A 20910-nucleotide genomic window follows, 5' to 3' on the forward strand; every position below is an offset into this window, starting at 1 on the left:
ATACAAGAACATTGTAGATTGGCAAGCCGCTTCACACTACATCAGGTGCCGCCGGAGCAAAGGGGATAAGCCTTTGTTTCCAATCTTTAAGACAAAGATGTTGTTGCCGTTCTGATAACTTTCGTAGCCAATCAGCTTTGACAAAAATTTCATATAAATTCCTGATCGCTTTGCGTCAGTAACATTTACTTCGAAATATGGTAACTTTTTGAGATAAATAAACGATTTTATGATCTGCCAGACTTTACGTATCAGCCTTGTAGGATTGTTTGTATTACCTGTCAAAGCTGTAGATTTTATTATGATTCCCCAATGCAAAGCATCAGAAGTTTCAGTCCAGACAAAAAACTCTTTATGATCCCTAAAACCCACAATATAATAACGGCCTTCAAAGATGAAGCGCGAAATATCCATATAAACCTATTTTTAATTACGTTTAAGTATAGCAAAATAAAGGCTTATTAACCAGCACAATCCAGGTGATGTGACTTTTTGCGCCTTCGTAGGCTTAACAAGACTTAGCCTCAAGATTGAAGTGCGACCCTTACCGTCTTGGAGCTGCCAAGGCCAAGTTGCGCTTGAAGTTGCAGCACTGACATGATGTGGGAATGACTGGCGATGATGTGCGCGGCAAGAAACCAAATTTGCAACGGTAAATGGCTGCTGTGCATCATCGTGCTTGCCGTCACGGATGTCTGCCGTGCGCAACCGGCACATTCTCAAGTTGCGCGATTTCGCTTTAACGGCCAGCCTTTGCAGGTGCCACAACAGGGACACACGAAGCCCTCAGGCCACCGTCGTTCCGCCAGATAAAGCGCACACTCTTCTTCATCGGAAAAAAGCGCGTCGAAAGCTTGGCGCGACATGGGTTTGTCGTTTTTCCATCTGGCTGGCATGGATAGAACAATACCAGAACATCGTAGATTGGCAAGCCGCGTTACACTACATCAGGTGCCGCCGGAGCAAAGGGGACAATCCTTGATGAAGCGAATGCATAAAAGTGATAAAACTGGCTATTTTGATAAACAGAGCGGTCAAATCGCAGTCCCACACGTCATTTGGTCTACATTTCGGAATTGGGCAGGGGGAAATGAACGACCCAGAGATGCTACTGAACTGCAATTGGCACACAGGATTGGTAACAAGGTGGAACAAGCTTATTTTCGGGCTGATCTACTTAAAATTAGGGCTAAAATATTGATGAATTGGTATAGGTTCTTAGAAGGCTACAAGTAAACTAAAATCACTTCAGTTTAGCTGCTGAATAGAAGGTTGAAACAACACTTCAAAGAGTGCAACAGCTTGATGTCTAAGCCATACGCAAGCCTGTTTTAAGAGCATATAGTATTTGTGCGCTCGCGTCTCCGACCACTTCTATCGAACGGAATCTGGCCTTATTGCATTAATTTAAACTTACCACAGGGAAGAATGGACGATCTTTACTACCAATGCATTTAAAGAGCGTTCACGGGATTTAAGTAGGGCGCTTCGTGCCTGTAAAGACACTGTAACTTGTGCCTTCCCGATCTTCGCAGCAGCCTCCTTAATGGTGTAGCCAAGCGCAAGAAGACAGACGACTTCCACCTCCTTTGATGAAAACTGGGGATATTTATTCAAGATGCTTTGTTCTGAAACACCGCTACATAGTTTCATCACTCTTCCAGCAATAAAACTAGGCCCTCCTGCATAGAAAAAATGTCTTTTCAAAGCCAAATGCAGTGACTTGCCGCCCTCTAGTTCGACGCGGGAAGAGTACTGGCCATCCTTATCCAGAAAATAATTTATATCTTGTATTTTTACCGATAAGTCTTCGACATTCTGAATATTATCCAAATCTGGAAAACTTTTGGTTTCATCTAAGATGATTAGTTTTCCTGATTTGGGGGCGCATATTACAGGTGCATATGTCGGACTAGCAGGTTGGGCTAATTCAAAGGTCATTGGTAACATGCCAAACATGCCCAAATTTATTAAATCTCGCAAGGCCACCAGTCCACGGTTTTCAAGCGATTTTTCTGTGGTTTGAGCTACAGTTATACCCGTAGGGGTGTAGTTAAAAAAGTTATTTCCACTCTCATGGTCTGTATAGAATGTTAAATCTATTACATCACCTAAGGGCGAAACGGCGAAGTCGTGAAAGTATTGATTTTTTTCTATTTTATGCATGAGGGCATTGACAGCGCAGTGCTCACTAAATGCATTGGATAAAGTAAACCAACCAACTGCTTCTAGGCCATGCACGATATCTCGTAAATGAGCAGGAAGAGGGAATGGCTCAACTCCGTAAAGGTTCCACCACGATTGACTAATACTTATAACTCTTAAGTCTCTATCGGTGATTATCGACCCGCTGGAACGTCCAACATCTTGCTGTTTCAATGGCTGCAACATAGTGTTGGTAGCTTTAGCTTGAGATATGTTTCTTCGCTGAATTACTGAGCCTGCTTCTTCTATCTTGATGTGATCAGTTTTTTTTTGCATTTTGCAATATTTCCAGAAAAACAATAAATGATATGATTAATATAATATCTTGATACCGTTTACACAATCGAAGGTAGTAAGCTATTTACTTAAGTACAACCCAAGGTAGCGTCAATACTAGTAGTAAAACTTAATTTTTTTACTTAATTTGGCTTTAGAGCAATAACAGATTGTTGAATTCGAATCACGAATCCCGAGCGACAGATTGTGATCGGTAGAAATTTGTTTAGTCGCATCTTGGCTGCGATCCAGTGGTGGCGTGCGCCGACGGATACCTCATGACCGTCCAGCGATAAAAACTGAGCGAAAGCGGCTCCTCTGGTCTGACAAAATGCATGTCAAACAGGCCAATTCCACCCCGAGGTCATCCTAAAGTCCGGTGGCAGGTGCCCTTATCGCGCTGTTGCGAGCCAAACTGGTTTGATTTGGGCGCAAAACAACAAAACGCAAGGTAACGACCCTGAACATCACTGTGTTTCATATTTTACGATGGCTTCTTTTCAGGAGTTATTGTCAAATCTGGTGTTTGAGGTTTGTTGGTCATGCGGCGATCTGGTCTGGGTTTGTGGTTTCAATTCCGTCTTTGAACGAGACGCCTGTGATGACTTTCGAGAGGCAGTCAAAGCCGCGTAGCTTCCTCCAATTTTTCTCAGCACATTGCCCCAGTTTGAACATCATGTGCAGCATGCCATCGCGTGACAGGCAGCCCTTTGAACGCTTGGTACGATGCCGGATCGTCGCGAAGGCCGATTCAATTGGATTGCTAGTGCGGATGCTTTGCCAATGCTGCGCCGGGAAGTCGAAGAGTGCCATGAGTTCGTCGCGGTCCTTTTGCAAGCACAGAGCAACCTTGGGATACTTTGGCTCGTAGGTTGTGATGAACAAATCAAAAACCTTTTCAGCATCCGCTTTGGTTTCAGCCTGCCAGATATTGTGGATCGCGGCCTTGGCCTTTTGCTGAGAAAGCTTGGGTAGGCAATTCAGCACGTTCATCGTTTTGTGCTGCCAGCATCGCTGCTGGCGACTCTCAGGGTACACTTCCTCCAGCGCCGCCCAAAACCCATGGCACCGTCCACTGCCCGGCAGTCGCTGCTTGCAGCGATGAGAGGGGCCAATCGCCAGCTTGGGAGCATTCATGCCTCGGCTTTTGAGGCTAAGCAGGACCTCGCGCCAGCTCTGGGTGGACTCGCGTACTCCATCCTCAATTGCCAAGAACCGCTTCTTACCGCGCGCCGTTACCCCAATGATCACAAGGGCACACAGCTTGTTGTTCTCGCCCCGAAGGCCGCTATGGACGCAGTCAGCCCATATATAGACGATTGGCTCGTCATCCAAGGCAGCGTCTCTCCAGCTGTCGTACTCCTTGGCCCAATCGCGTTTCAGGCGCGACACAGTATTCGCCGACAATCCCGCCGCATCAGGCCCCAGAAGAACCTTCAGGGCCGCGCCCATTTCGCCGCTGGATACGCCTTTGAGATACAGCCAAGGCAAGGCCGCTTCCAACGTCTTGGTTCTGCGCACATAGGGCGGCATCAGGGCAGACCGTAACGTCACTGGGGTGCCATCCTTGGATCGAACCTTTGGTATCTGCACGCTCACAGGGCCAATACCCGTTTGGAATGGCCGGGCCGGATGATGACCATTGCGAACAACTGCCGCATGACCTGCCTCAGTGCGCAAGTCAGCAAATTGTGACATATATCCGGCAAACTCGGCCTCAACAGCGATCGCTATCAATTGCTGCGCTCCCGTTCACAACAAATCCGTCAGCGCGTCGCTTAACCCGTCTCAACCACTGCCGGCAGGCGATGCTTGCATCGCTGAGAGGGTGCCAAATCTACAATGTTAGTCGTTTCCATGGTGGCGTATTTCCTTTGGTTGGGCTGCTGTCTCGCAACAACAATTCAACCAGATACCCCGCCAACCTTCAAACCGCCCAGACACCAGATTCAGTCATAGCTCCCTAAAGTGTGACCTACCCGAAAGGATGTGTTGTATGACCGTTTACCTCGTTCGTACTTTGATCGTTCTAGTACATAGTTTGAGAAGAGTGATGTTCACTTATGATTGAGAACTCAACTTAGGGAATTTAGGATTCATTAATCAATAGATAATAAGGTAAAAATTATGAATACACTCAAAGCTTTGCCGCAATTATATCAAATTATTTACGTAAGTCACACCCAGGAGGATACAACAGTAAATGACATCGCCTGTATTCTTGAAACATCGAGGTATAACAATGCTCGTGACAACATAACTGGACTTCTTATTTACGATAAACAGGTATTTTTTCAGGCTCTTGAGGGAGGCCGCGACGCGGTAGAGCGTTGTTATGCTCGCATTTGTAGAGACGCTCGACACGGCTCGCCGTATATCGCGTGGCAAGGTGACGTAAGGAAACGCTCATTCACGTCATGGGAGATGGGCTACCGTACGCCATCTGATCTTGATAAAGATGACGAACAGTCCGTTCTTGCTCTGACTGATTTGATAGCGAAGGATGTAAAAAGTGAGGGAAGTGATTTACTCATTTCCGTGCTTATCCGTGTCTTATTTGATGGTCCCAAAGGGAGGGATTTAGGTGACGCCAACACGCTAAACCCGAATAATTCGATCAATCGTCACCGCCCGAAATAGGTAAGGTTAAAACGTTATTGGCCCTTTATTTTGTCTACTCACCAACGTAGAATTTAACACTTGGCCGGAGCTGACCCATTACAGTTTATTTTTTATATGTAACATCCCGTAAGATAGTAAGGCTGTTTTTTGAATATTTTTGACTTAACTTTGTGCTATTCCTTCATCGCTTGCAGGGGTGGCTTGCTGCCCAAGGCTGATTGTAGAAGCTGCTGGTTGTAGAGCCAAACGTAGCGATGCAGCGTGGTCTCTAATTCTTCCCCTGATCTGAAGTACTGGCTTTGCAGCACGTCCTCGATGCGGTCGTTGAAACGCTCGACCATGCCGTTGGTTTGTGATGATCTTGATGGGGTCAGTCGGTGTTCGATTTCCAGTGCTTCGGTAGCAAGGACCAAGCTGGACATGGCCTTTGTCAGCATGAAGTCGGCATCGTGAATGGTAGACGATCATTGGTTCTGTGTCATTTTGCCCTACATTTTTTATCTGGGTGATTTTCATTGACCAGAACCGCTTGGAGAGCAGCAGATTGCACTCCAGTCTCGCTCCATTTCGCAAAACGGATCATTGTGTGTCCTCATTTCACTAAAAACCGCAACAAGATAACTAAGACGTGCGATTAGTTCTCGACATGGCAAAATACTATCGTTTGTTAGCCGACCGATGTCTCTTTTGGTTATTGGTTTCTTCTGGCCTGTAATGCAGCACAATTGGCTCATCCAGATCAATAAAGTAGTCCAAAGCGTAGTTGCCTTCAGCACTCTGGCCAATATCCAGCAGACCGAACACCTTGATCTCAAATTCTGAATAAAACTGGTTTTGGTTTGTTTGAGTGATCTTTAGGCATGAGACTTCGTGGCAATTTCGCACATGATCATAAAGTGTCAATCGCAGAGTAAAATGGGACCTCTGTCGCGGGGTAAGAAGGGGCCATTTCGGGTGATGTTTGTGTGGCGCTTTGGTGGGCGTGCTTGTCATATAGCTAACGCGCGCCAAAGCGCATGTTGGCCCTAGGGCCACCATTGTTCTGATCTGGATGGGGCTTACTTTTGTTTGTTACGGCTGTGTTTGAGCCTGTAGCTTTCGCCGTTCATCTCAAGAATGTGGACGTGGTGGGTCAAACGGTCCAGTAACGCGCCTGTCAGGCGCTCAGAGCCAAAGACCTCGGTCCATTCATCGAAGGGCAGGTTCGAGGTTATGATGATGGACCCGCGTTCGTAGCATTGGGATATGACTTCAAAGAGCAATTCCGCGCCCGATTTGCTGAGGGGCACAAAGCCCAGTTCGTCAATGATCAACAGGTTCTGGCTTGTCAGATGTTTTTGAAGGCGCTGCAATCTCCGCTCATCTTGGGCTTCAATCAGGTCATGGACCAATGCTGCCGCCGTTGTGAAGCGAACCTTCAGTCCCCTCTGACACGCAGCCAACCCAAGTCCCAAAGCGATGTGCGTCTTGCCCGTGCCTGAGGGGCCAAGGGCGATGATATTCTCCCTGCGATCCACGTAGTCGCAACGCGCCAGATCCATCGTCAGCGGCTTGTTCAAGCTGGGCATGATCTTGAAGTCAAAGCTGTCCAAGCTTTTGGTGCTGGGGAACTTCGCCGCTTTGATCCGACGTTCAATCATCCGCCGTTCACGGTCGATCAACTCCATCTCACACAAGCGCGCCAAGTAGTGGATGTGGTCTTTGTTCTCTGCAGCACAGAGCTGCGCCTGTTTGGCATACTCGCCTTGGAACGTTGGCAGTCGCAGTTGTTTAAGATGATGCCGCAGAAGGATCTGAGGGGCTTCAGTCATGCCGCCGTCCTCCCCATCAGGCTCATGTAACTGGACGGGCGTGTTGTGCCGACATTGGCCTTGGGCAAGTAGGGATAGAAGTCCAAATCCAATCGCGGTGGCCGCTTCTCAACTCTGCACAGCACAAGATGTTTTACAGCGTCATACCCAATCGCGCCCAGATCAATGGCATGCTGGATCGCACCCTGCACAACATCCATTTCGAACGTCTCCAACAGACGAAGGACCTGAACATATTCCCGCTTGCCCGGCTTACCCATTCTGGCTTCAAGCAGCCGGTGCAGCGTGGCAAATACATCTGGCAAATTCCAACCCTGCAAAGGCGCGGCCTGATCCAAGGCACCCACCTTTTGTTCAAGCAGGGGCAAAAAGTGCAACGGGTCAAAGATCATATCCGCTGATGTGTAGGATCGTTTGTGCCGCGCAATAATCTCGTTGCCGCAGCCGATGATAACCTCATGCACAAACCCACGCACGTGAACGTCGTGGTGCGCATAGGCTACTGGCACCGAGTAATCATTGCTGCGATAGCGCACCATTGAGATTGACGTGGCCCGCGTGCTGACGTGATCGCAGGCTTCATATTCTGCGATGGGCAATCCCATCAGAGCATCCAAATCCGACATCAGGCGTGCGCCTATAGTTTGGGTGTGACCCCGCAACGTATCGCCCTGACGTGCTAAACACTTCTCTTCCAAATGTGTGTTCAGATCATCAAAGCTGTCATAACGAGGTGCGGGAACCATGAAGTTGCGGCGGGTGTATCCAACCATGCCCTCAACGTTGCCTTTATCGTTCCCTCGCGCGGGTCTGCCAAACTTGTCATCAAACAAGTAATGCGACTGCAGCTCCGTAAACCGACGTGTGCGGATGCGCGTTCTGTCCCCGAGTATCCGAGCCACGGCGATCTTGGTATTGTCGTAGAGAATGGATTGCGGAATGCCGCCAAAGAAAGCAAAGGCCGAGACATGGCCATCACAAAACGCCTCGGTTGTCTCAGCTGGATACCCCTTCACAAATACAGCATCAGAATGCGGCAGGCTCATCACGAAGAAGTGGATCTTACATTCTACGCCGCCAATCACGCCAAGGGTCTCGCCAAAATCGACCTGTGCATGGCCCGGACGATGCGACAGTGGCACAAACACCTCTTTGGTGCGCCGCTTTTGCTCCCGAACGTAATAAGTCACCGTCGTCAGGCTGCCAGCATACCGATGTTCGTCGCGCAGGCGTTCAAAAATACGCTTCGCTGTATGCCGCTGCTTTTTGATCAGGGCCTTATCTGTGCGCAGGATCTTGTCGATAACACCGACATAATCATCAAGCGTTGGGCGACGTGGCGCTTCTGAACGGCGGTAACCAGGTGGCAGTGCATGACGCAGCATCTTCGCGATCGTCTTACGGTCCTTGTTAAAATATCGAGCCGCTTCTCGGGCTGACATACCGTCCTTCAAACAAGCGCGGCGCACACGATTATAAATATCCACAGAATACATCTCCCGCCCTCCGAATAAACGAAGGGCACAAACTGGCGGAATTTTACTCCGCTACAACTGCGCTATGTCGCAGCCGTTTCTGTGGCCCATTATTGCTGTGCGTTTTACACAAGGCATAAATCCACCCCCTAAGCAGCGCCCGTGGAGGCCCCTGACGCACCTGCCTGTACGTCCTTGGACCCCAAGCGCACCTCAGGCAGTTAGCAAGCGCCTGAACCCCGATAACTTGCCCCGTGAAAGGCCAAAGCCCATGAAGGATATTGCGCATTTGCCGGACCTCACACCAGAACTAGCAGGGAAGGTTCTTCGCGAAGCTGGCGGCGCAGCTATCGCCATGTATCAGAACTTGGTGTCCCCCATAGAACAGTGCCGCTTCATCGCGACCCTCTACCTGATCCAGCAAGATGACCCCCCGGCAGAGGTGTGGAACGAGTGGCTTGAATTAGTGCGGCGCTACCGCAACCATTGATCAGGCGTGGATTCATTTAATTACATTGTCAAAAAATCATGATTGCTAACGTCTATTATGCTGAACGAATTCTGCCATTCTTTAAGATAGACTTAAGACTGTTTCCAACCCAAACTTGCCTTTCAGAAAGGCCATCAATTCCGCAGTGCGGCTTTCTCAATGTGGACATTAATCGAATTTGCAACATTTCAGAAGGTCCGAAGGCGCTTCAGCGCACAAAGCTCCGCATCAGATTACTGCTTAGTGGTAGATTCTTGCGGCCCTTAGTTGCCTTTTCTGGGATCTTGTTGATCAGCCGCTTGAGCAGTATTGATTGCTGGCTGCAAGTTTAGACGGTCGGCCATCCGGCTCGATCTAGCCGTCCCATCCCGTCGCATCCAGTCCCGCCGAGATGCCGTCCAGCGACCCTGCCAATGTGATCGTACGCCCGGCAGCACTGTCAAAGCTGATTGCAAGCAAAACGCCCAACCGCAGGGCCGTGATCTCGTCAGCGCTCAGCGTGTGTCCGGCAATACAGCCCGCAGTCACACACCGGACCAGGTCCAATGGTATTGTTTCGCCTTCGTCTATTGCAACGCGCACCCCTGCCGGAATCGAGAACCCCAACGGCAGCAGCGCCGACAGAACCATGCCACCATCAGCGTCAGGCGCGAGCCCTAGCCGTGCCACGGCCTGTCGCAGCTCGCCTGCCAGCATCGTCTGCGTCAACTGACATCGGCTTTGCGCCTCAGTGATGGCTGTACAGTCAAACCGCCAGTCCCCGAACACTTGCCCGGCACGTGGGGGGCCATCCTGTGCGCTGGCAGACCCCGCCAGCGTACAGCAGGCGGCGGCTACAAGAACCGCCGCCCGCGTATGTTTAGAAGCAAACATTGTAACCTGCTGTCAGTCCGTATCCAGAAACACCGTTGTCGCCAACCATACCCGAGATCCCGAAATTCATCGTTCCCGTCTCAAGGTCGATGTCGTAGCCGACCCCCAGTTCCAGCGCCGTAAAGTCAGTGGCCGCTGTCGCCGTGTTGCCTGTTGTCCCGAAGAAGGTCACGTTTGTACCATCATCGCTGACGTCGCGGCGCATAATCTCGGCCGATCCGGTCAACATGCCCATGCCAAGGGCCATCGACATATCCGCACCGATGGTGAAGTCCGACACGCTCACGTTGCGACTGCCAAAGGTCGCGGCAGCGTTGCCGCCTGTCTCGGTGTAGCCATCGACGCTCAACTGCGTAAAGCGGTAACCGACATAAGGCTGGATTGTCACCGCGCCGGACTGGACCGATGCCAAAGACAATTCAACGGACGGGCTGAAGAAGCTCGAGTCGTAATTGGCTAAGACGGTCGATACGCCACCAGGAGCCAAGTTGTCATTGACGCTGCGGATCCTTTCGTTCGACAGCAGACCAAAGGTTGCGCCAAACGTCAGTGATGCGCTGCCGATGGCGGTGTTGCCGTAGCCCCCGAGTACCACACCGTTGGTGTCAACGGTATCGTTCGCAAAGCCGTTATAAACCGAACCACGGGCGTTCATTGCGCTCAAAGTAACGCCGTAACCCAGACCATTTTGAAGTCCACCGACAATACCCGCCGTCAGGCTTGCCACGTCGACGTTCAGTTCGCGGCCCACAGCGTCATCGAGCTGACGCGACACGTAATCACCCTGCACGAAAGTGCTGATGCCAGCTCCGAACGTGGGCGTGGCGGCTTTTGCGTTCCGAGAGACCGTCGCGCCAGATGTCGGCGTGCCGTTCAGCACTGCGGCGACCGTACTGGCCCCCAAACCTGCCACATCGGCGGCAATTTGCCCAGAGAACGCCAGATTGGCAGGCTCGACTGTCGCGACAACATTGCCGCTTTGGTAAAGCGTCGGGCCGTTGGCATCGTCAAGGGTCACACTGCCGGGGATGTCAGTAAAGTCCCAATAGATTGATCCTGCCCCAGCAACAGATTCCACAGTCAGTTCGTCATTCTGCAAAGACAGTTCACCCGCAAAGAACGATTGCGTCGTGAACAACGCGGCGCCAGTGCCACTCGCGACCCGCACAGCAAAGGCGTCACCGCCATTTGCGGTCGATGCCATGACCGTTCCACTGTTGAACAGCGTGCCGTTCAGCGTGTCGATATCAATGCCGACGGCCTGCGACGTCGAAGGCGCGCTCGTGTTGTCGTTGTAGGCGTCTGCCTCGACCAAGATCGCGCCGGTGTTTGACACCGATCCCGTTGCATCGACGATGCCCATCTCCATGCCGTAGGCGTTCGCAGATCCCGCCGAAAACCCTGAGCCTGTGGCAACTGCCACCACCGCAATCGTGCCCCCGTTTGATACGGCCCCGTCGATGGTCACAGAGCCTCCGGAGGCATCCACTTTTATCCCTGCGGCGTAAGCAGAAATCGGTCCAAAGAGAGAGTTGCCAGAGGCCGTCGCGGACACCTCGATTGATCCATCATTGGTGACCGTACTGCCAGTCTGGACGCTGTCCGCCTCAATCCCGTACGCCAAGGCACTCAGGCCAGAGGGCGCGGAGCCATCAGCGGTCGCGGTGACCTCAATCGTACCATCATTGGAAATTGAGCCATACATGTCATCGGACCCAATTCCAAAGGCTAGTGCTTGCACTGTGGTCGCTGTGCCAGAGGCCATTGCGGCAACTGTGATCGTGCCGTCATTGGCAATCGAGCCGTCAACACGCACTTTGGCCACTTTGATTCCGAACCCTCGGGGAAAAAACCCTTCGCCGGGCGCGAAACCTGTCGCGGTCGCCGTGACCTCAATCGTACCATCGTTTGACACCGTGCCATCGACATTCCCGGCTTCAACACCGATGGCGCGGGCAGAAGCGTTGTCAGTGTTGGAATCAGCCGTCACTGTTGCACTGACGACGATCGAACCCGAATTGTCGATCGAGCCGGTTGTGCCCACAGTGCCGACTTGGATCCCGTCAGCGGTGACCTGGACTAGCGACCCTGAGCCTGCCAGCGTGACCGCCACATCGATCGACCCGTCATTTGTGATGCTGCCGCTGATGTTGCGACTCGATATACCGTAAACGGAGATATCAGTGTCCGCCGCTGTTGCGTTCACCACAACATCGATCGTGCCGGAGTTGAGGATCGATCCGCCCATATCCCGATCGACGAAGACCCCGTAGGCGTAAAGTTCGCCTCCCCACACCTCTTCGATATTGACATCGACGGTTATCGCGCCATCGTTGGTGAGTGTCCCGTCCATGTTGTCAACCCAGATGCCGGCAATGGTGCTGGTGACCGGCACATCTTCAGGCTGCACTGCGATTGTGATCGTGTCATTGTTGGTGATTGCGCCGTCAGCGCTGACGTCACCGGTATAAATACCCGCAGCAGAGTAATCATCGTTGCCAGAGATCGACATGATGTCAACGCTGATCAAACCGTCATTCGTGATCGTGCCGGACAGGGTGGAGGACACATAAATGCCGTAAGCCGACATGGTTTCGACGGTTACGCCTATGCCTATGGCGGCCACTCGGATCTCGCCCGTGTTTGTGATCTCACCCGCCGCATCGCCATCGACATAGATGCCGGATCCAGTGGCTGCGTAGGTCAAGCTTTCAGCTTCGACGTCGATCAAGCCGTTGTTAAGAATGCGTGCGCCAGCAACTAAACCCCCTTCAACCTCAATGCCATAAGCTTCAGCCGGGCCCTCGTCGAGCGTGAGTGCGCGGGCGGTGATCGTGCCGTTATTCTCAATCAATGCGGTGCCGGTAACGCCGTCTACATAAACACCCCAAGCGGTTGCACCTTCGGTAAAGGTGATCGCCTCAACCGCAATCATGCCGTCATTGCGGACCGTACCGGACAACGTACCAGACACATATACGCCGATAGCTGAGGCGTAATAATCAATGGCGGCAGCGTCGATCGCGATCGTGCCTTCATTGGTAATCGTGCCTGACACGTCGCCGCCAACGAAGATGCCGTTAAAAGAAACAGAGTTGCTATCAAGAACCTCGTAGACGGTGATGACCCCTTGGTTGGTGATCGTTCCCGACAAGTTGCCTGTCAGATAAAGACCTGCCGTGGAAGATGATCCATCGCCCCCGTGCACCCGGAGGGGCCCCTGCAACAAAACGTCCGAAGTGTAGTCGGCGACATTAATTTCGATTGCTGCCAGATTGTCTTCTGCTGCCAGATTGTCTTCGCCGACAAGACGAACCGATCCCGTCTCGGTGACGGTCACGTCTTCGTCAATAGCGATTACTTGTTGCGACGTCTCATCGGTCGAGATGACCGTCTGCGCGTGGGCCGGACCCGAAGACAGCGCGATGATTGACACTGAAACCAGTGCGGGCGCCATTGAGGCCACGCTGCCTTTCCACTTGGTCATCCGTCCGCCGTGAGAAACCTGTCGCATTGATTGCGTATTCATATCCGCCATCCCTAAATTTTTTGGTTTAAAACTCACTGGATAAGATACAAATTTGTGAACAAGTTTTTTGCGTATACATCTGCGCCTTCGTAGGTAAAGTAAACAAGTAATTATATCTTTTAATTTTTTGTGTCCTTGAATACTAATGTTTTTAATATTTTTTGTCCTTAGGGTGCGTATATCCTGCAAATCAGCTGATCGACCGGCAGCCTTTACGGCAGCAACCGCTTGGATTGTGGCCTAAGGTGTCAGGCCGTTCGGCATTAGGAAGGCCGTCCCATGACCCAACATTCCGCACAAAAAATGCAAGTCACCCCTGCGCAAGCGTTAGCGCAAGCCAGCAAGCATTATGCCGAGCGGCGGTTTGACGCCGCCGCACGAATTCTTGAGTCGTTCGTTACCGCACGGCCCACTGACGCCGACGCGCTCAACCTTGCGGCAGCAACTGAATTGGCACGCGGTCGAACTGACGTCGCTGTGGCGCTGATGGACCGCGCCGTGACCCTGCACCCCAAAAATGCCGTATTCCTTGCCAATCTCGCTGAGATGCGCCGTCGTGGCGGGGACGCAACCGGCGGGTTGGATGCCGCACGCCGCGCAGTCGCCGCCAACCCCGATATTGCAATTGCGCAGGCAAATCTGGGCATCGCACTTTACGATGCGGGTGATCTGGACGGCGCAGAGGCAGCGCAGAAGGCGGCGTTGGCGATCGATCCCAGACAGCCGCGCGCAGTCAATAACCTAGGCTCCATCGCGCGCGACCGTGGCGACCGCAAAGCGGCTGCTGATCTGTATCGTCGCGCGCTCCGCCTGTCGCCGTCGGATGATGAAATCGCGTCAAATCTTGGCACCGTGTTGGTCGAGGATGACCGCGAGGACGAGGCCCTGCGCATTCTTTTGCCGTACATTAACGTCCGCCCGAAAGTACCCGCAGAAATGCACGCCGTGATTGGCCGCGCGCATTTGCGCCGCGACGCGCTAGACGACGCTGAACGCGCCTTGCGCACAGCCATCAATATCGATCCCAAACACATCTCCGCTCATGTCGGGCTGAGCCAAGTCCTCCAGCAAAAGAACCACGCGGACAAAGCACTGGTCGTGGCAGCTGCGGCGGCGCGCATCGACCCTAACTCGGCAACGGCCCATCATCAGGCAGGCATATGTCTTGGTGAACTTGGTGCACCCGAAAAGGCGCGCGACGCCTACAACCGCGCGCTGGCGGCCGATACCGACTTTCACGCGGCCCTCATCTCGCTGGGATACCTTGCGATGGAGTTGGGGGACGCCGACGAAGCGCGCACCATGTTCGAGCGCGCCTTGGCGTTGAGCTCGGACGAGTTCGGCGGGCATCTGGGGCTCGTGCGATTGGGCCGCGTCGCGGCAGACCATCCCGCGATGATCGCACTGGAAGCGGCGGCGGAAGGGTTGGACACCATGCCACCCAAGCGCGCCGTCGCGCTGCACTACGCGCTTGGTAAAGGCTATGAGGACCAAAAGCGCTTCAGCGAGGCATGGCCACATTACGCCGCTGGCGCGACGCTCAAGCGAGCAGAGATCGACTATGATGCCGCACAGTTTGAGGACAGGGTTGATCACATCATTGAGGTGATGGACGCCGCAACTATCGAGCGTCTGCGCAGTTTTGCGATTTCATCAGACCGCGCGATATTTGTGCTGGGGATGCCGCGTTCGGGCACCACCCTGACCGAGGCGATCTTGGCCAGCCATCCGCAGGTGCACGGGGCCGGCGAACTTCATGACCTGCAACGCCTGCTGCCAATGGACAACGGCGACCCCGAAGCGCGCTATCCGCATGTGATCACACGCGGTGACGGCCCCGGCCTGACCCGCATCGTCGAAGCTTACGTCGAAAGCCTTGGCCAGCGCGCACCGGATAGCCTGCACGTCACGGACAAAATGCCAGCGAACTTCCTGTATCTGGGGCTGATCCACGCACTGATGCCGAACGCGCGGATCGTGCACACCATGCGCGATCCCGTCGACACTTGCGTTAGTTGCTATACGAGATTGTTCGATAGAGCACAGCTACACAGTTACGATCAGGTTGAGATGGCGCGTTATTACAACGCCTACCGCCGGATGATGGATCACTGGCGCGCAGTTCTGCCAGCGAGCGCGTTTTTGGACTCCGAATATGAAACGCTCGTTGGCGCGTTCGAACCGCGAGCACGGAGCTTCGTGGATTGGTGCGGACTGCCTTGGGACGATGCCTGCCTCGCGTTCCACGAAACGAAACGCTCAATCCGCACCGCATCGGTCACACAAGTGCGCCAACCCGTCTACACCTCCTCGGTGCGAAAATGGAAATCCTATGAAGACCACCTCGGCCCGATGCTCAAGACACTCGGCGCGAACTGCCAGTCAGAATGACCGGCCAGCGTCACGCGATCTCTCCCTCGAAGGCTGGACAGTATATTTGCAAGAGTCAGAGCCTCTGAGCTGGAGTGACCAAGCCGGGCTCAGTTTAATCGGATAGATAGCCAGCGCTTTGCGGTGCGCCGGCGGGTGGAGCCCCCTCCAAATAGCAGCCCTCTGTGCAGCTCGCATGGACTTGTCAAAATGAGATCACAGCCAACCTTCGCAATGTCTGCTCTCGACATTGTTGCACGACATCTTCGCAATAGCAGCGAAGGTCGGCTAACCGTCCTTTGTGACGCTCCGCTATGATAGGATCTTCTATAGTTAGCACTGCAAATTGTTCCGCGCCATTTTGGTAAGCTAAGTTGACAAGGCCCCTATGTCAGGTTCACGTTGAAGCCTTTGCAACGAACCGAGCGCGCTGACATTGCGCGCGACGTGGGCTTGGCGGAGATAGATGGGGAAATGCGGTCGTTCTTGGAGGCAGTGTTGGCAGCTTACGAGCGACATGGCGTGGACGAGTTAGCCTTGTCAAAGATAGGTGATTTTCTGCGCGTAAAATATGGTGGCACAAACGGAGCCAAACGAGTGTTAGGGGAAATTCCGACAATTAAGAAGGCGTTCACCGATATTCAGATGCACCTTTACCATCAGTAAGCGCCTAGAGACCCACTACAAACTCGTTTGTCTTATCATTTAAAAGGTCAGAAATAGCGCCGTTTTGTTGGTGCGGCCTATAAGATCAACCGCGCCTACGTCGTGTGAGGCCGGGGGGGGGGGGCGAGATTGTCGAATTTGATACTAATATTTCGTAACGACACAGTGCATGCCTGATCATCTTGGTTGGTCGAATGCTGCCTTGGCAACGTGGGCTTAATGTTCAACAATAAAATGCGGAGAAGCGTGAAGCAATTTAGTGTCCAGTTAGTGACTGACCCACCCAGGTACAAAATTAGGCAGTATTATCAATACTTTATGGCGGAGGCTCAGGGATTCGAACCCTGGGAGGACTTTCACCCTCGTCGGTTTTCAAGACCGGTGCATTCGACCACTCTGCCAAGCCTCCGCTGAAAAATACCTTTAAGCAGTGCCAATTGATTCTAAAAGGACCTAAACACCCTTTTGCCAAAGAGGAAATCCGCCGAAACCTCACCAAAGCCTTTTAAAGCTGCGCGCGCGCAGCTAATGTCCCACAGACGCCTGCCATTGCGGGCCAATCTGACTGAGCAGACCAAGTCCGCAAAGGGCACAGCGCCGCAAAATGTGGCGCAGATAAGAGGGCGAATAATGGCAAGAGATATTTCAGGCAAAATATTGGTATCAAAACAGAATTTCGGGATGGTACTCGCCATGACTTCGGTCATGGCGCTCAGCGCGTGTGACGAAAACGGTGAGTTTGCTCTGCCAACTTTGGGCGCGGGCACGGATAATGTCACCACCGTTGCAGCATCGCAAAGCGTGCAACTGGTGGAACGCGACGTTGAAGCGCCCGACGCATTTCAGGTCACAGAAGGCGGTTTATGGGACGGTCGCCCGTCGCTAGGCGGTGTTTGGGTCGCCCATCCCGACGTCACCGAGCCAGAGCGCGTGATCATCCGCAACCAAGCCAACGGCGCCTTCGTGATCGGGGCGTTGTTTCGTCGTGAACGCGACAATCCGGGTCCGTCATTGCAAGTTTCTTCCGATGCGGCTGCCGCGCTGGAAATGCTCGCAGGATCGCCAACGCAGTTGCAAGTGACCGCGCTGCGCCGCGAAGAAGTTGCCGATCCACCGCAAGCCATGCCGACTGCTGATTTTGAAGCCCCGTCAGACATTGCAGCAACGCCGATTGCCAGCACTTCATTGGACGGGGCTGACCCGATCGCAGCCGCGGCGGCAGCAATTGATGCCGCCGAAGCAGCGCCACCAATTCCCACCGCTGCGCTGCCCGTTCCATCACCGCGTCCCACCGCCGCCCCAACTGCGTCGGGCCTTGATCGCCCGTTCATCCAAATTGGTATATTTTCGGTCGAAGGCAACGCCAGCGGCACCGCTGACCGCTTGCGAGGCACCGGAATTGTGCCCACAGTGCTTGAACAAGCCAGCCAAGGCCGCACGTTCTGGCGCGTCATCGTAGGTCCCACCACATCTGAATCCGAACGCGCTGAGCTGCTGATTCAAGTCAAGGCACAAGGGTTCGAAGACGCCTATTTTGTCACCAACTAACCCCCCACCGAGAGGCCCCATGATCCGCCACATCGCTGCCCCTTTCGCCATACTTGCCCTGATTGCCGCCAGTGCTGCCCCGGTTTCCGCGCAGACGTTCGACACCCGCGCCGGTGCAGCCTATGTGCTGGATCATTCTACGGGCATCGTCTTGCTTGAAAAGAACGCGGACGACCCGCTGCCGCCCGCATCGATGTCCAAACTCATGACACTTTACATGGCGTTTGAGGCGGTAAACCCGTTAAACGGGCAGGACCCAATCCTGACGTTTGACGATGTATTGCCCGTGTCCCAGCACTGCATGGATTACACCGGATCGACGATGTTTCTCGACACAACCGACCGTGTGCGTGTTGAAGACCTGGTGCGCGGCATTATCGTTCTGTCGGGCAATGACGCGTCGTGCGTGATCGCAGAAGCTCTGTCGCGCGATGGCACCGAAGCGGGCTTTGCCCAGCAGATGACCGAGCGTGCCCAGCAGATTGGCATGATGAATTCCAGTTTTGCAAATTCCAACGGTTGGCCGGCCGCAGGTAACCGCGTGACGATGCGCGATCTTGGCACGCTCGCAGATCGATTGATCACCGATTATCCGACGTACTATCCGCTCTTTGCTGAGCGGGAATTTGACTATGACGGCGAACACCTTGCCAATATTCGAAACCGCAACCCCTTGTTGGCGTTGAACATTGGGGCTGACGGTCTGAAAACCGGCCACACACGCGAGGCCGGCTTTGGGCTCGTAGGGTCTGCAAAACAAGGTGATCGCCGCATCATCTTCGTCGTCACAGGGATCGAAACTGCACAAGAACGTGCCGCAGAAACGGAACGCATCGTAAATTGGGCGTTTCGCCAATTTACCCAGCGCGACATCGCCCGCGGCGGTACCCAGATCGCGCAAGCCGAAGTTTGGCGCGGCGAACAACCCGTCGTGGGGCTGTTGTTACAGGAAGATTTGTCCTTGTTGGTCCCAACATCAGGTAGCAGAGAAATCAGCGCAGAAGTTGTTTACACTGGTCCAATCCAAGCGCCGATCGTGCAAGGGGACGCGATTGCCGAATTGGTCATCCACCTCGAAAATCTGCCCGAAACGCGCGTGCCTTTGGTGGCAGACGCGTCAGTCGCATTGGGTGGGTTCAGTTCACGTCTGCGCACCGCAGCGGGTGTGCTAATTGAGCGCATAAACGCGCAGGATCCCGACCTCGTTGAGGCTGAGTGATCATGGTCAATCATGCCCACGTCACTGCACAAAGCAATGCCCACGGCGGGCCACCTCATGGGCTGTTTATCTCATTTGAGGGGATCGACGGATCCGGAAAATCCACCCAAACTAAATTGCTCAAAGACCGCTTTCCAGATGCTGTTCTGACCCGTGAACCGGGCGGCAGCGCAGGTGCTGAGGAAATCCGCGCGCTGCTGCTGACGGGCGATCCGGACCGATGGTCGGCAGAAACCGAAATTCTGTTGTTTACAGCCGCGCGTCGCGACCATCTGGAAAAGACGATCCTGCCGGCCTTGGCCGCTGGAAAAACCGTCATCTGTGATCGTTTTGCTGACAGTACCCGCGTCTATCAGGGTGCAACGCGCGGGGCGTTGCGCGGCGCGGTCGACACTTTGCACGACGTCATGATTGGCCGTGAACCGGACCTGACGTTCATTATTGATATGGACCCAGGCATTGCATTGTCGCGCGGCTTGGCGCGCGGGTCGGGCGAAGACCGGTTCGAGGACATGGGGCTGGCATTTCAGGAAACCCTGCGCCACGGCTTCCTCGCTCTCGCAAAAGCCAATCCAGACCGCTGCGTGTTGATCGACGGCAACCGTGATCCCGTTGCAGTGGCGGCTGAAATCGCCGTGCATGTTACCGACCGCGTGTCTGCGATCTGATGGCCATCGCGCCGCAAGACCGCCCGCGCCCTGACCAAATCGAAGGCGCGCCCCATCCGTCCCAAACAGCGATCCTGTTCGGCCAATCCCGCGCGGAAACTGATTTCCTAGACGCGTTTACCTCAGACCGCCTGCATTCCGGCTGGCTGATCACCGGTCCGCAGGGCGTCGGCAAAGCGACGCTTGCATGGCGCATGGCCGCGTTTTTGTTGTCCCAGCCCTTGGTGGCAGGCGATGACATGTTTAGTGCCCCGCCCCCGCCCACAAGTCTTGATGTGGATGATGATAATGGCGATCTGCGGCTGCTGCACGCCGGTGCACATCCACGATTATTCGTGGTTCGGCGCACAATGAATGTCACGGAAACTGGCTTGCAAGACCAAATCACCATGGCAGCGTTGCGCGGTCACAAAAGTGGCCCCAACAAGCTGATGGACTTCCTGCATCAAAGTGCCGCGGACGGTGGTCGCCGCGTGGTCATTATTGATTGCGCAGATGAAATGAACCCGTCGGTTGCCAACTCCATTCTCAAGGTTCTTGAAGAGCCACCAAAGAATACATTCTTTCTGCTGGTGTCGCATCAACCGTCTCGGCTGTTGCCAACGATCAGGTCGCGCTGCCGGATACTGCGTTGTGGATTGTTGGGCACAGATGATGTGACGGCAGCCCTTGCGCAGGCTGATATTATGGTTGATCGCGGCGATGCGTTGACTGCGCTTTCGGGTGGCTCTGTGGGTGAGGCGATCCGACTGACAAACCTCGACGGGCTTTCGCTGTATTCAGAATTAATTATCCTGTTCAATGGCTTGCCTAATTTTGATCGCCCTCGTGCCCTTAAACTTGCGGACAGTTGCATCGGCAAGGCGGGTGCGACGCGCTTTGCGCTCACCCTTGATCTGATCGACAAGTTTCTCGCACGTGCTGCCCGCGCTGGATTGGAAGGCCCACCGGCAATGCAGGCCGCAACAGGTGAGGCATTGTTGCTTGCCAAACTCTCTCCCCATGACGCCGCAGCGCGCGCTTGGGCTGCTTTGGCGCAAGAGGTCACTGATCGCACGCGTCATGGCAAAGCAGTCAATCTTGACCCTGCCGCCCTCATCCTTGATACGCTGTTTAAGATCGAAAAGGCTGCCGAAGGTGTGGCCCCTGTTTAAAGGT

13 protein-coding genes, 1 tRNA gene and 4 pseudogenes are annotated in these 20910 nt (G+C 53.7%); 8 read left to right on the plus strand and 10 right to left on the minus strand.

Annotated features, from left to right (window positions below):
* Positions 1 to 36: 36 nt before the first annotated feature.
* The 4 genes and pseudogenes from OAN307_RS17835 to OAN307_RS17855 all read right to left on the minus strand — a co-directional run bounded on the left by OAN307_RS17835 (position 37) and on the right by OAN307_RS17855 (position 4251).
* On the minus strand, positions 37 to 414 hold the full coding sequence (locus OAN307_RS17835; RefSeq protein ID WP_044043980.1) for a hypothetical protein: 378 nt from the start codon (positions 412 to 414) through the stop codon (positions 37 to 39).
* Positions 415 to 498: 84 nt separating this feature from the next.
* Positions 499 to 896: pseudogene (locus OAN307_RS17840) on the minus strand (transposase); the annotation flags it as partial.
* Between the two features lie 517 nt (positions 897 to 1413).
* A complete protein-coding gene (locus tag OAN307_RS17850) occupies positions 1414 to 2481 on the minus strand; it encodes a helix-turn-helix transcriptional regulator (RefSeq protein ID WP_015500986.1) in 1068 nt (355 codons plus the stop codon).
* A gap of 540 nt (positions 2482 to 3021) precedes the next feature.
* Positions 3022 to 4251 (minus strand): annotated as a pseudogene (locus tag OAN307_RS17855) (IS256 family transposase).
* Positions 4252 to 4608: 357 nt separating this feature from the next.
* Between OAN307_RS17855 and OAN307_RS25525 the strand changes: the two are divergent.
* Positions 4609 to 5121, plus strand: a complete 513-nt coding sequence (locus OAN307_RS25525; RefSeq protein WP_015500988.1) for a BLUF domain-containing protein — start codon at positions 4609 to 4611, stop codon at positions 5119 to 5121.
* A gap of 155 nt (positions 5122 to 5276) precedes the next feature.
* On the opposite strand, the pseudogene OAN307_RS17865 reads toward OAN307_RS25525, so the two are convergent.
* From OAN307_RS17865 to istA, 3 genes and pseudogenes are all read right to left on the minus strand, one after another.
* A pseudogene (locus tag OAN307_RS17865) lies at positions 5277 to 5501 on the minus strand (integrase core domain-containing protein); the annotation flags it as partial.
* A 660-nt stretch (positions 5502 to 6161) separates the two neighbouring features.
* Positions 6162 to 6914 carry an IS21-like element helper ATPase IstB gene (istB, locus tag OAN307_RS17875; protein ID WP_015497935.1) on the minus strand — a complete coding sequence of 251 codons (753 nt, stop codon included), beginning with the start codon at positions 6912 to 6914 and terminating at the stop codon, positions 6162 to 6164.
* Positions 6911 to 8410 carry an IS21 family transposase gene (istA, locus tag OAN307_RS17880; RefSeq protein WP_015497934.1) on the minus strand — a complete coding sequence of 500 codons (1500 nt, stop codon included), beginning with the start codon at positions 8408 to 8410 and terminating at the stop codon, positions 6911 to 6913. The genes istB and istA overlap by 4 nt, the downstream gene beginning before the upstream one ends.
* A gap of 250 nt (positions 8411 to 8660) precedes the next feature.
* On the opposite strand from istA, the gene OAN307_RS17885 reads away from it, so the two are divergent.
* Positions 8661 to 8879 (plus strand): hypothetical protein, encoded by a 219-nt coding sequence (locus OAN307_RS17885; protein ID WP_044043984.1) that lies wholly within the window; start codon positions 8661 to 8663, stop codon positions 8877 to 8879.
* Positions 8880 to 9233: 354 nt separating this feature from the next.
* Here OAN307_RS17885 and OAN307_RS17890 read toward each other — a convergent pair whose 3' ends face one another.
* Together OAN307_RS17890 and OAN307_RS17895 are read right to left on the minus strand one after the other, a co-directional pair.
* Complete coding sequence (locus OAN307_RS17890; protein WP_015500991.1) at positions 9234 to 9752, minus strand: invasion associated locus B family protein; 519 nt, start codon at positions 9750 to 9752, stop codon at positions 9234 to 9236.
* Positions 9739 to 13239 carry a beta strand repeat-containing protein gene (locus OAN307_RS17895; RefSeq protein ID WP_187292490.1) on the minus strand — a complete coding sequence of 1167 codons (3501 nt, stop codon included), beginning with the start codon at positions 13237 to 13239 and terminating at the stop codon, positions 9739 to 9741. Before OAN307_RS17895 ends, OAN307_RS17890 begins: the two co-directional genes overlap by 14 nt.
* Before the next feature lie 321 nt (positions 13240 to 13560).
* Between OAN307_RS17895 and OAN307_RS17900 the strand changes: the two genes are divergently transcribed.
* Together OAN307_RS17900 and OAN307_RS17905 are read left to right on the plus strand one after the other, a co-directional pair.
* Positions 13561 to 15672 carry a tetratricopeptide repeat-containing sulfotransferase family protein gene (locus tag OAN307_RS17900; RefSeq protein WP_015500993.1) on the plus strand — a complete coding sequence of 704 codons (2112 nt, stop codon included), beginning with the start codon at positions 13561 to 13563 and terminating at the stop codon, positions 15670 to 15672.
* Positions 15673 to 16038: 366 nt separating this feature from the next.
* A pseudogene (locus OAN307_RS17905) lies at positions 16039 to 16317 on the plus strand (type I restriction-modification enzyme R subunit C-terminal domain-containing protein); the annotation flags it as partial.
* 319 nt (positions 16318 to 16636) lie between these two features.
* On the opposite strand, the gene OAN307_RS17910 reads toward OAN307_RS17905, so the two are convergent.
* Positions 16637 to 16726 (minus strand) — tRNA-Ser (locus tag OAN307_RS17910).
* Between the two features lie 221 nt (positions 16727 to 16947).
* On the opposite strand from OAN307_RS17910, the gene OAN307_RS17915 reads away from it, so the two are divergent.
* The 4 genes from OAN307_RS17915 to OAN307_RS17930 are packed head-to-tail and all read left to right on the plus strand — an operon-like array spanning position 16948 to position 20906.
* On the plus strand, positions 16948 to 17865 hold the full coding sequence (locus OAN307_RS17915; protein WP_015500995.1) for an SPOR domain-containing protein: 918 nt from the start codon (positions 16948 to 16950) through the stop codon (positions 17863 to 17865).
* 19 nt (positions 17866 to 17884) lie between these two features.
* Positions 17885 to 19084 (plus strand): D-alanyl-D-alanine carboxypeptidase family protein, encoded by a 1200-nt coding sequence (locus tag OAN307_RS17920; RefSeq protein WP_015500996.1) that lies wholly within the window; start codon positions 17885 to 17887, stop codon positions 19082 to 19084.
* Positions 19085 to 19086: 2 nt separating this feature from the next.
* Positions 19087 to 19752, plus strand: a complete 666-nt coding sequence (gene tmk / locus OAN307_RS17925; RefSeq protein ID WP_015500997.1) for a dTMP kinase — start codon at positions 19087 to 19089, stop codon at positions 19750 to 19752.
* A complete protein-coding gene (locus OAN307_RS17930; RefSeq protein ID WP_015500998.1) occupies positions 19752 to 20906 on the plus strand; it encodes a DNA polymerase III subunit delta' in 1155 nt (384 codons plus the stop codon). Before tmk ends, OAN307_RS17930 begins: the two co-directional genes overlap by 1 nt.
* Positions 20907 to 20910: the final 4 nt, after the last annotated feature.

This window comes from Octadecabacter antarcticus 307 (assembly GCF_000155675.2).
GTDB lineage: Bacteria > Pseudomonadota > Alphaproteobacteria > Rhodobacterales > Rhodobacteraceae > Octadecabacter > Octadecabacter antarcticus.

What these genes read in the sequence shown, in the direction of transcription:
- OAN307_RS17835 (WP_044043980.1), bottom strand. Translation starts at nt 414, where the DNA reads ATGGATATTTCGCGCTTCATCTTTGAAGGCCGTTATTATATTGTGGGT.
- OAN307_RS17920 (WP_015500996.1), top strand. Translation starts at nt 17,885, where the DNA reads ATGATCCGCCACATCGCTGCCCCTTTCGCCATACTTGCCCTGATTGCC.
- tmk (WP_015500997.1), top strand. Translation starts at nt 19,087, where the DNA reads ATGGTCAATCATGCCCACGTCACTGCACAAAGCAATGCCCACGGCGGG.
- OAN307_RS25525 (WP_015500988.1), top strand. Translation starts at nt 4,609, where the DNA reads ATGAATACACTCAAAGCTTTGCCGCAATTATATCAAATTATTTACGTA.
- OAN307_RS17890 (WP_015500991.1), bottom strand. Translation starts at nt 9,752, where the DNA reads ATGTTTGCTTCTAAACATACGCGGGCGGCGGTTCTTGTAGCCGCCGCC.
- istB (WP_015497935.1), bottom strand. Translation starts at nt 6,914, where the DNA reads ATGACTGAAGCCCCTCAGATCCTTCTGCGGCATCATCTTAAACAACTG.
- OAN307_RS17915 (WP_015500995.1), top strand. Translation starts at nt 16,948, where the DNA reads ATGGCAAGAGATATTTCAGGCAAAATATTGGTATCAAAACAGAATTTC.
- OAN307_RS17850 (WP_015500986.1), bottom strand. Translation starts at nt 2,481, where the DNA reads ATGCAAAAAAAAACTGATCACATCAAGATAGAAGAAGCAGGCTCAGTA.
- istA (WP_015497934.1), bottom strand. Translation starts at nt 8,410, where the DNA reads ATGTATTCTGTGGATATTTATAATCGTGTGCGCCGCGCTTGTTTGAAG.
- OAN307_RS17930 (WP_015500998.1), top strand. Translation starts at nt 19,752, where the DNA reads ATGGCCATCGCGCCGCAAGACCGCCCGCGCCCTGACCAAATCGAAGGC.
- OAN307_RS17885 (WP_044043984.1), top strand. Translation starts at nt 8,661, where the DNA reads ATGAAGGATATTGCGCATTTGCCGGACCTCACACCAGAACTAGCAGGG.
- OAN307_RS17900 (WP_015500993.1), top strand. Translation starts at nt 13,561, where the DNA reads ATGACCCAACATTCCGCACAAAAAATGCAAGTCACCCCTGCGCAAGCG.
- OAN307_RS17895 (WP_187292490.1), bottom strand. Translation starts at nt 13,239, where the DNA reads ATGACCAAGTGGAAAGGCAGCGTGGCCTCAATGGCGCCCGCACTGGTT.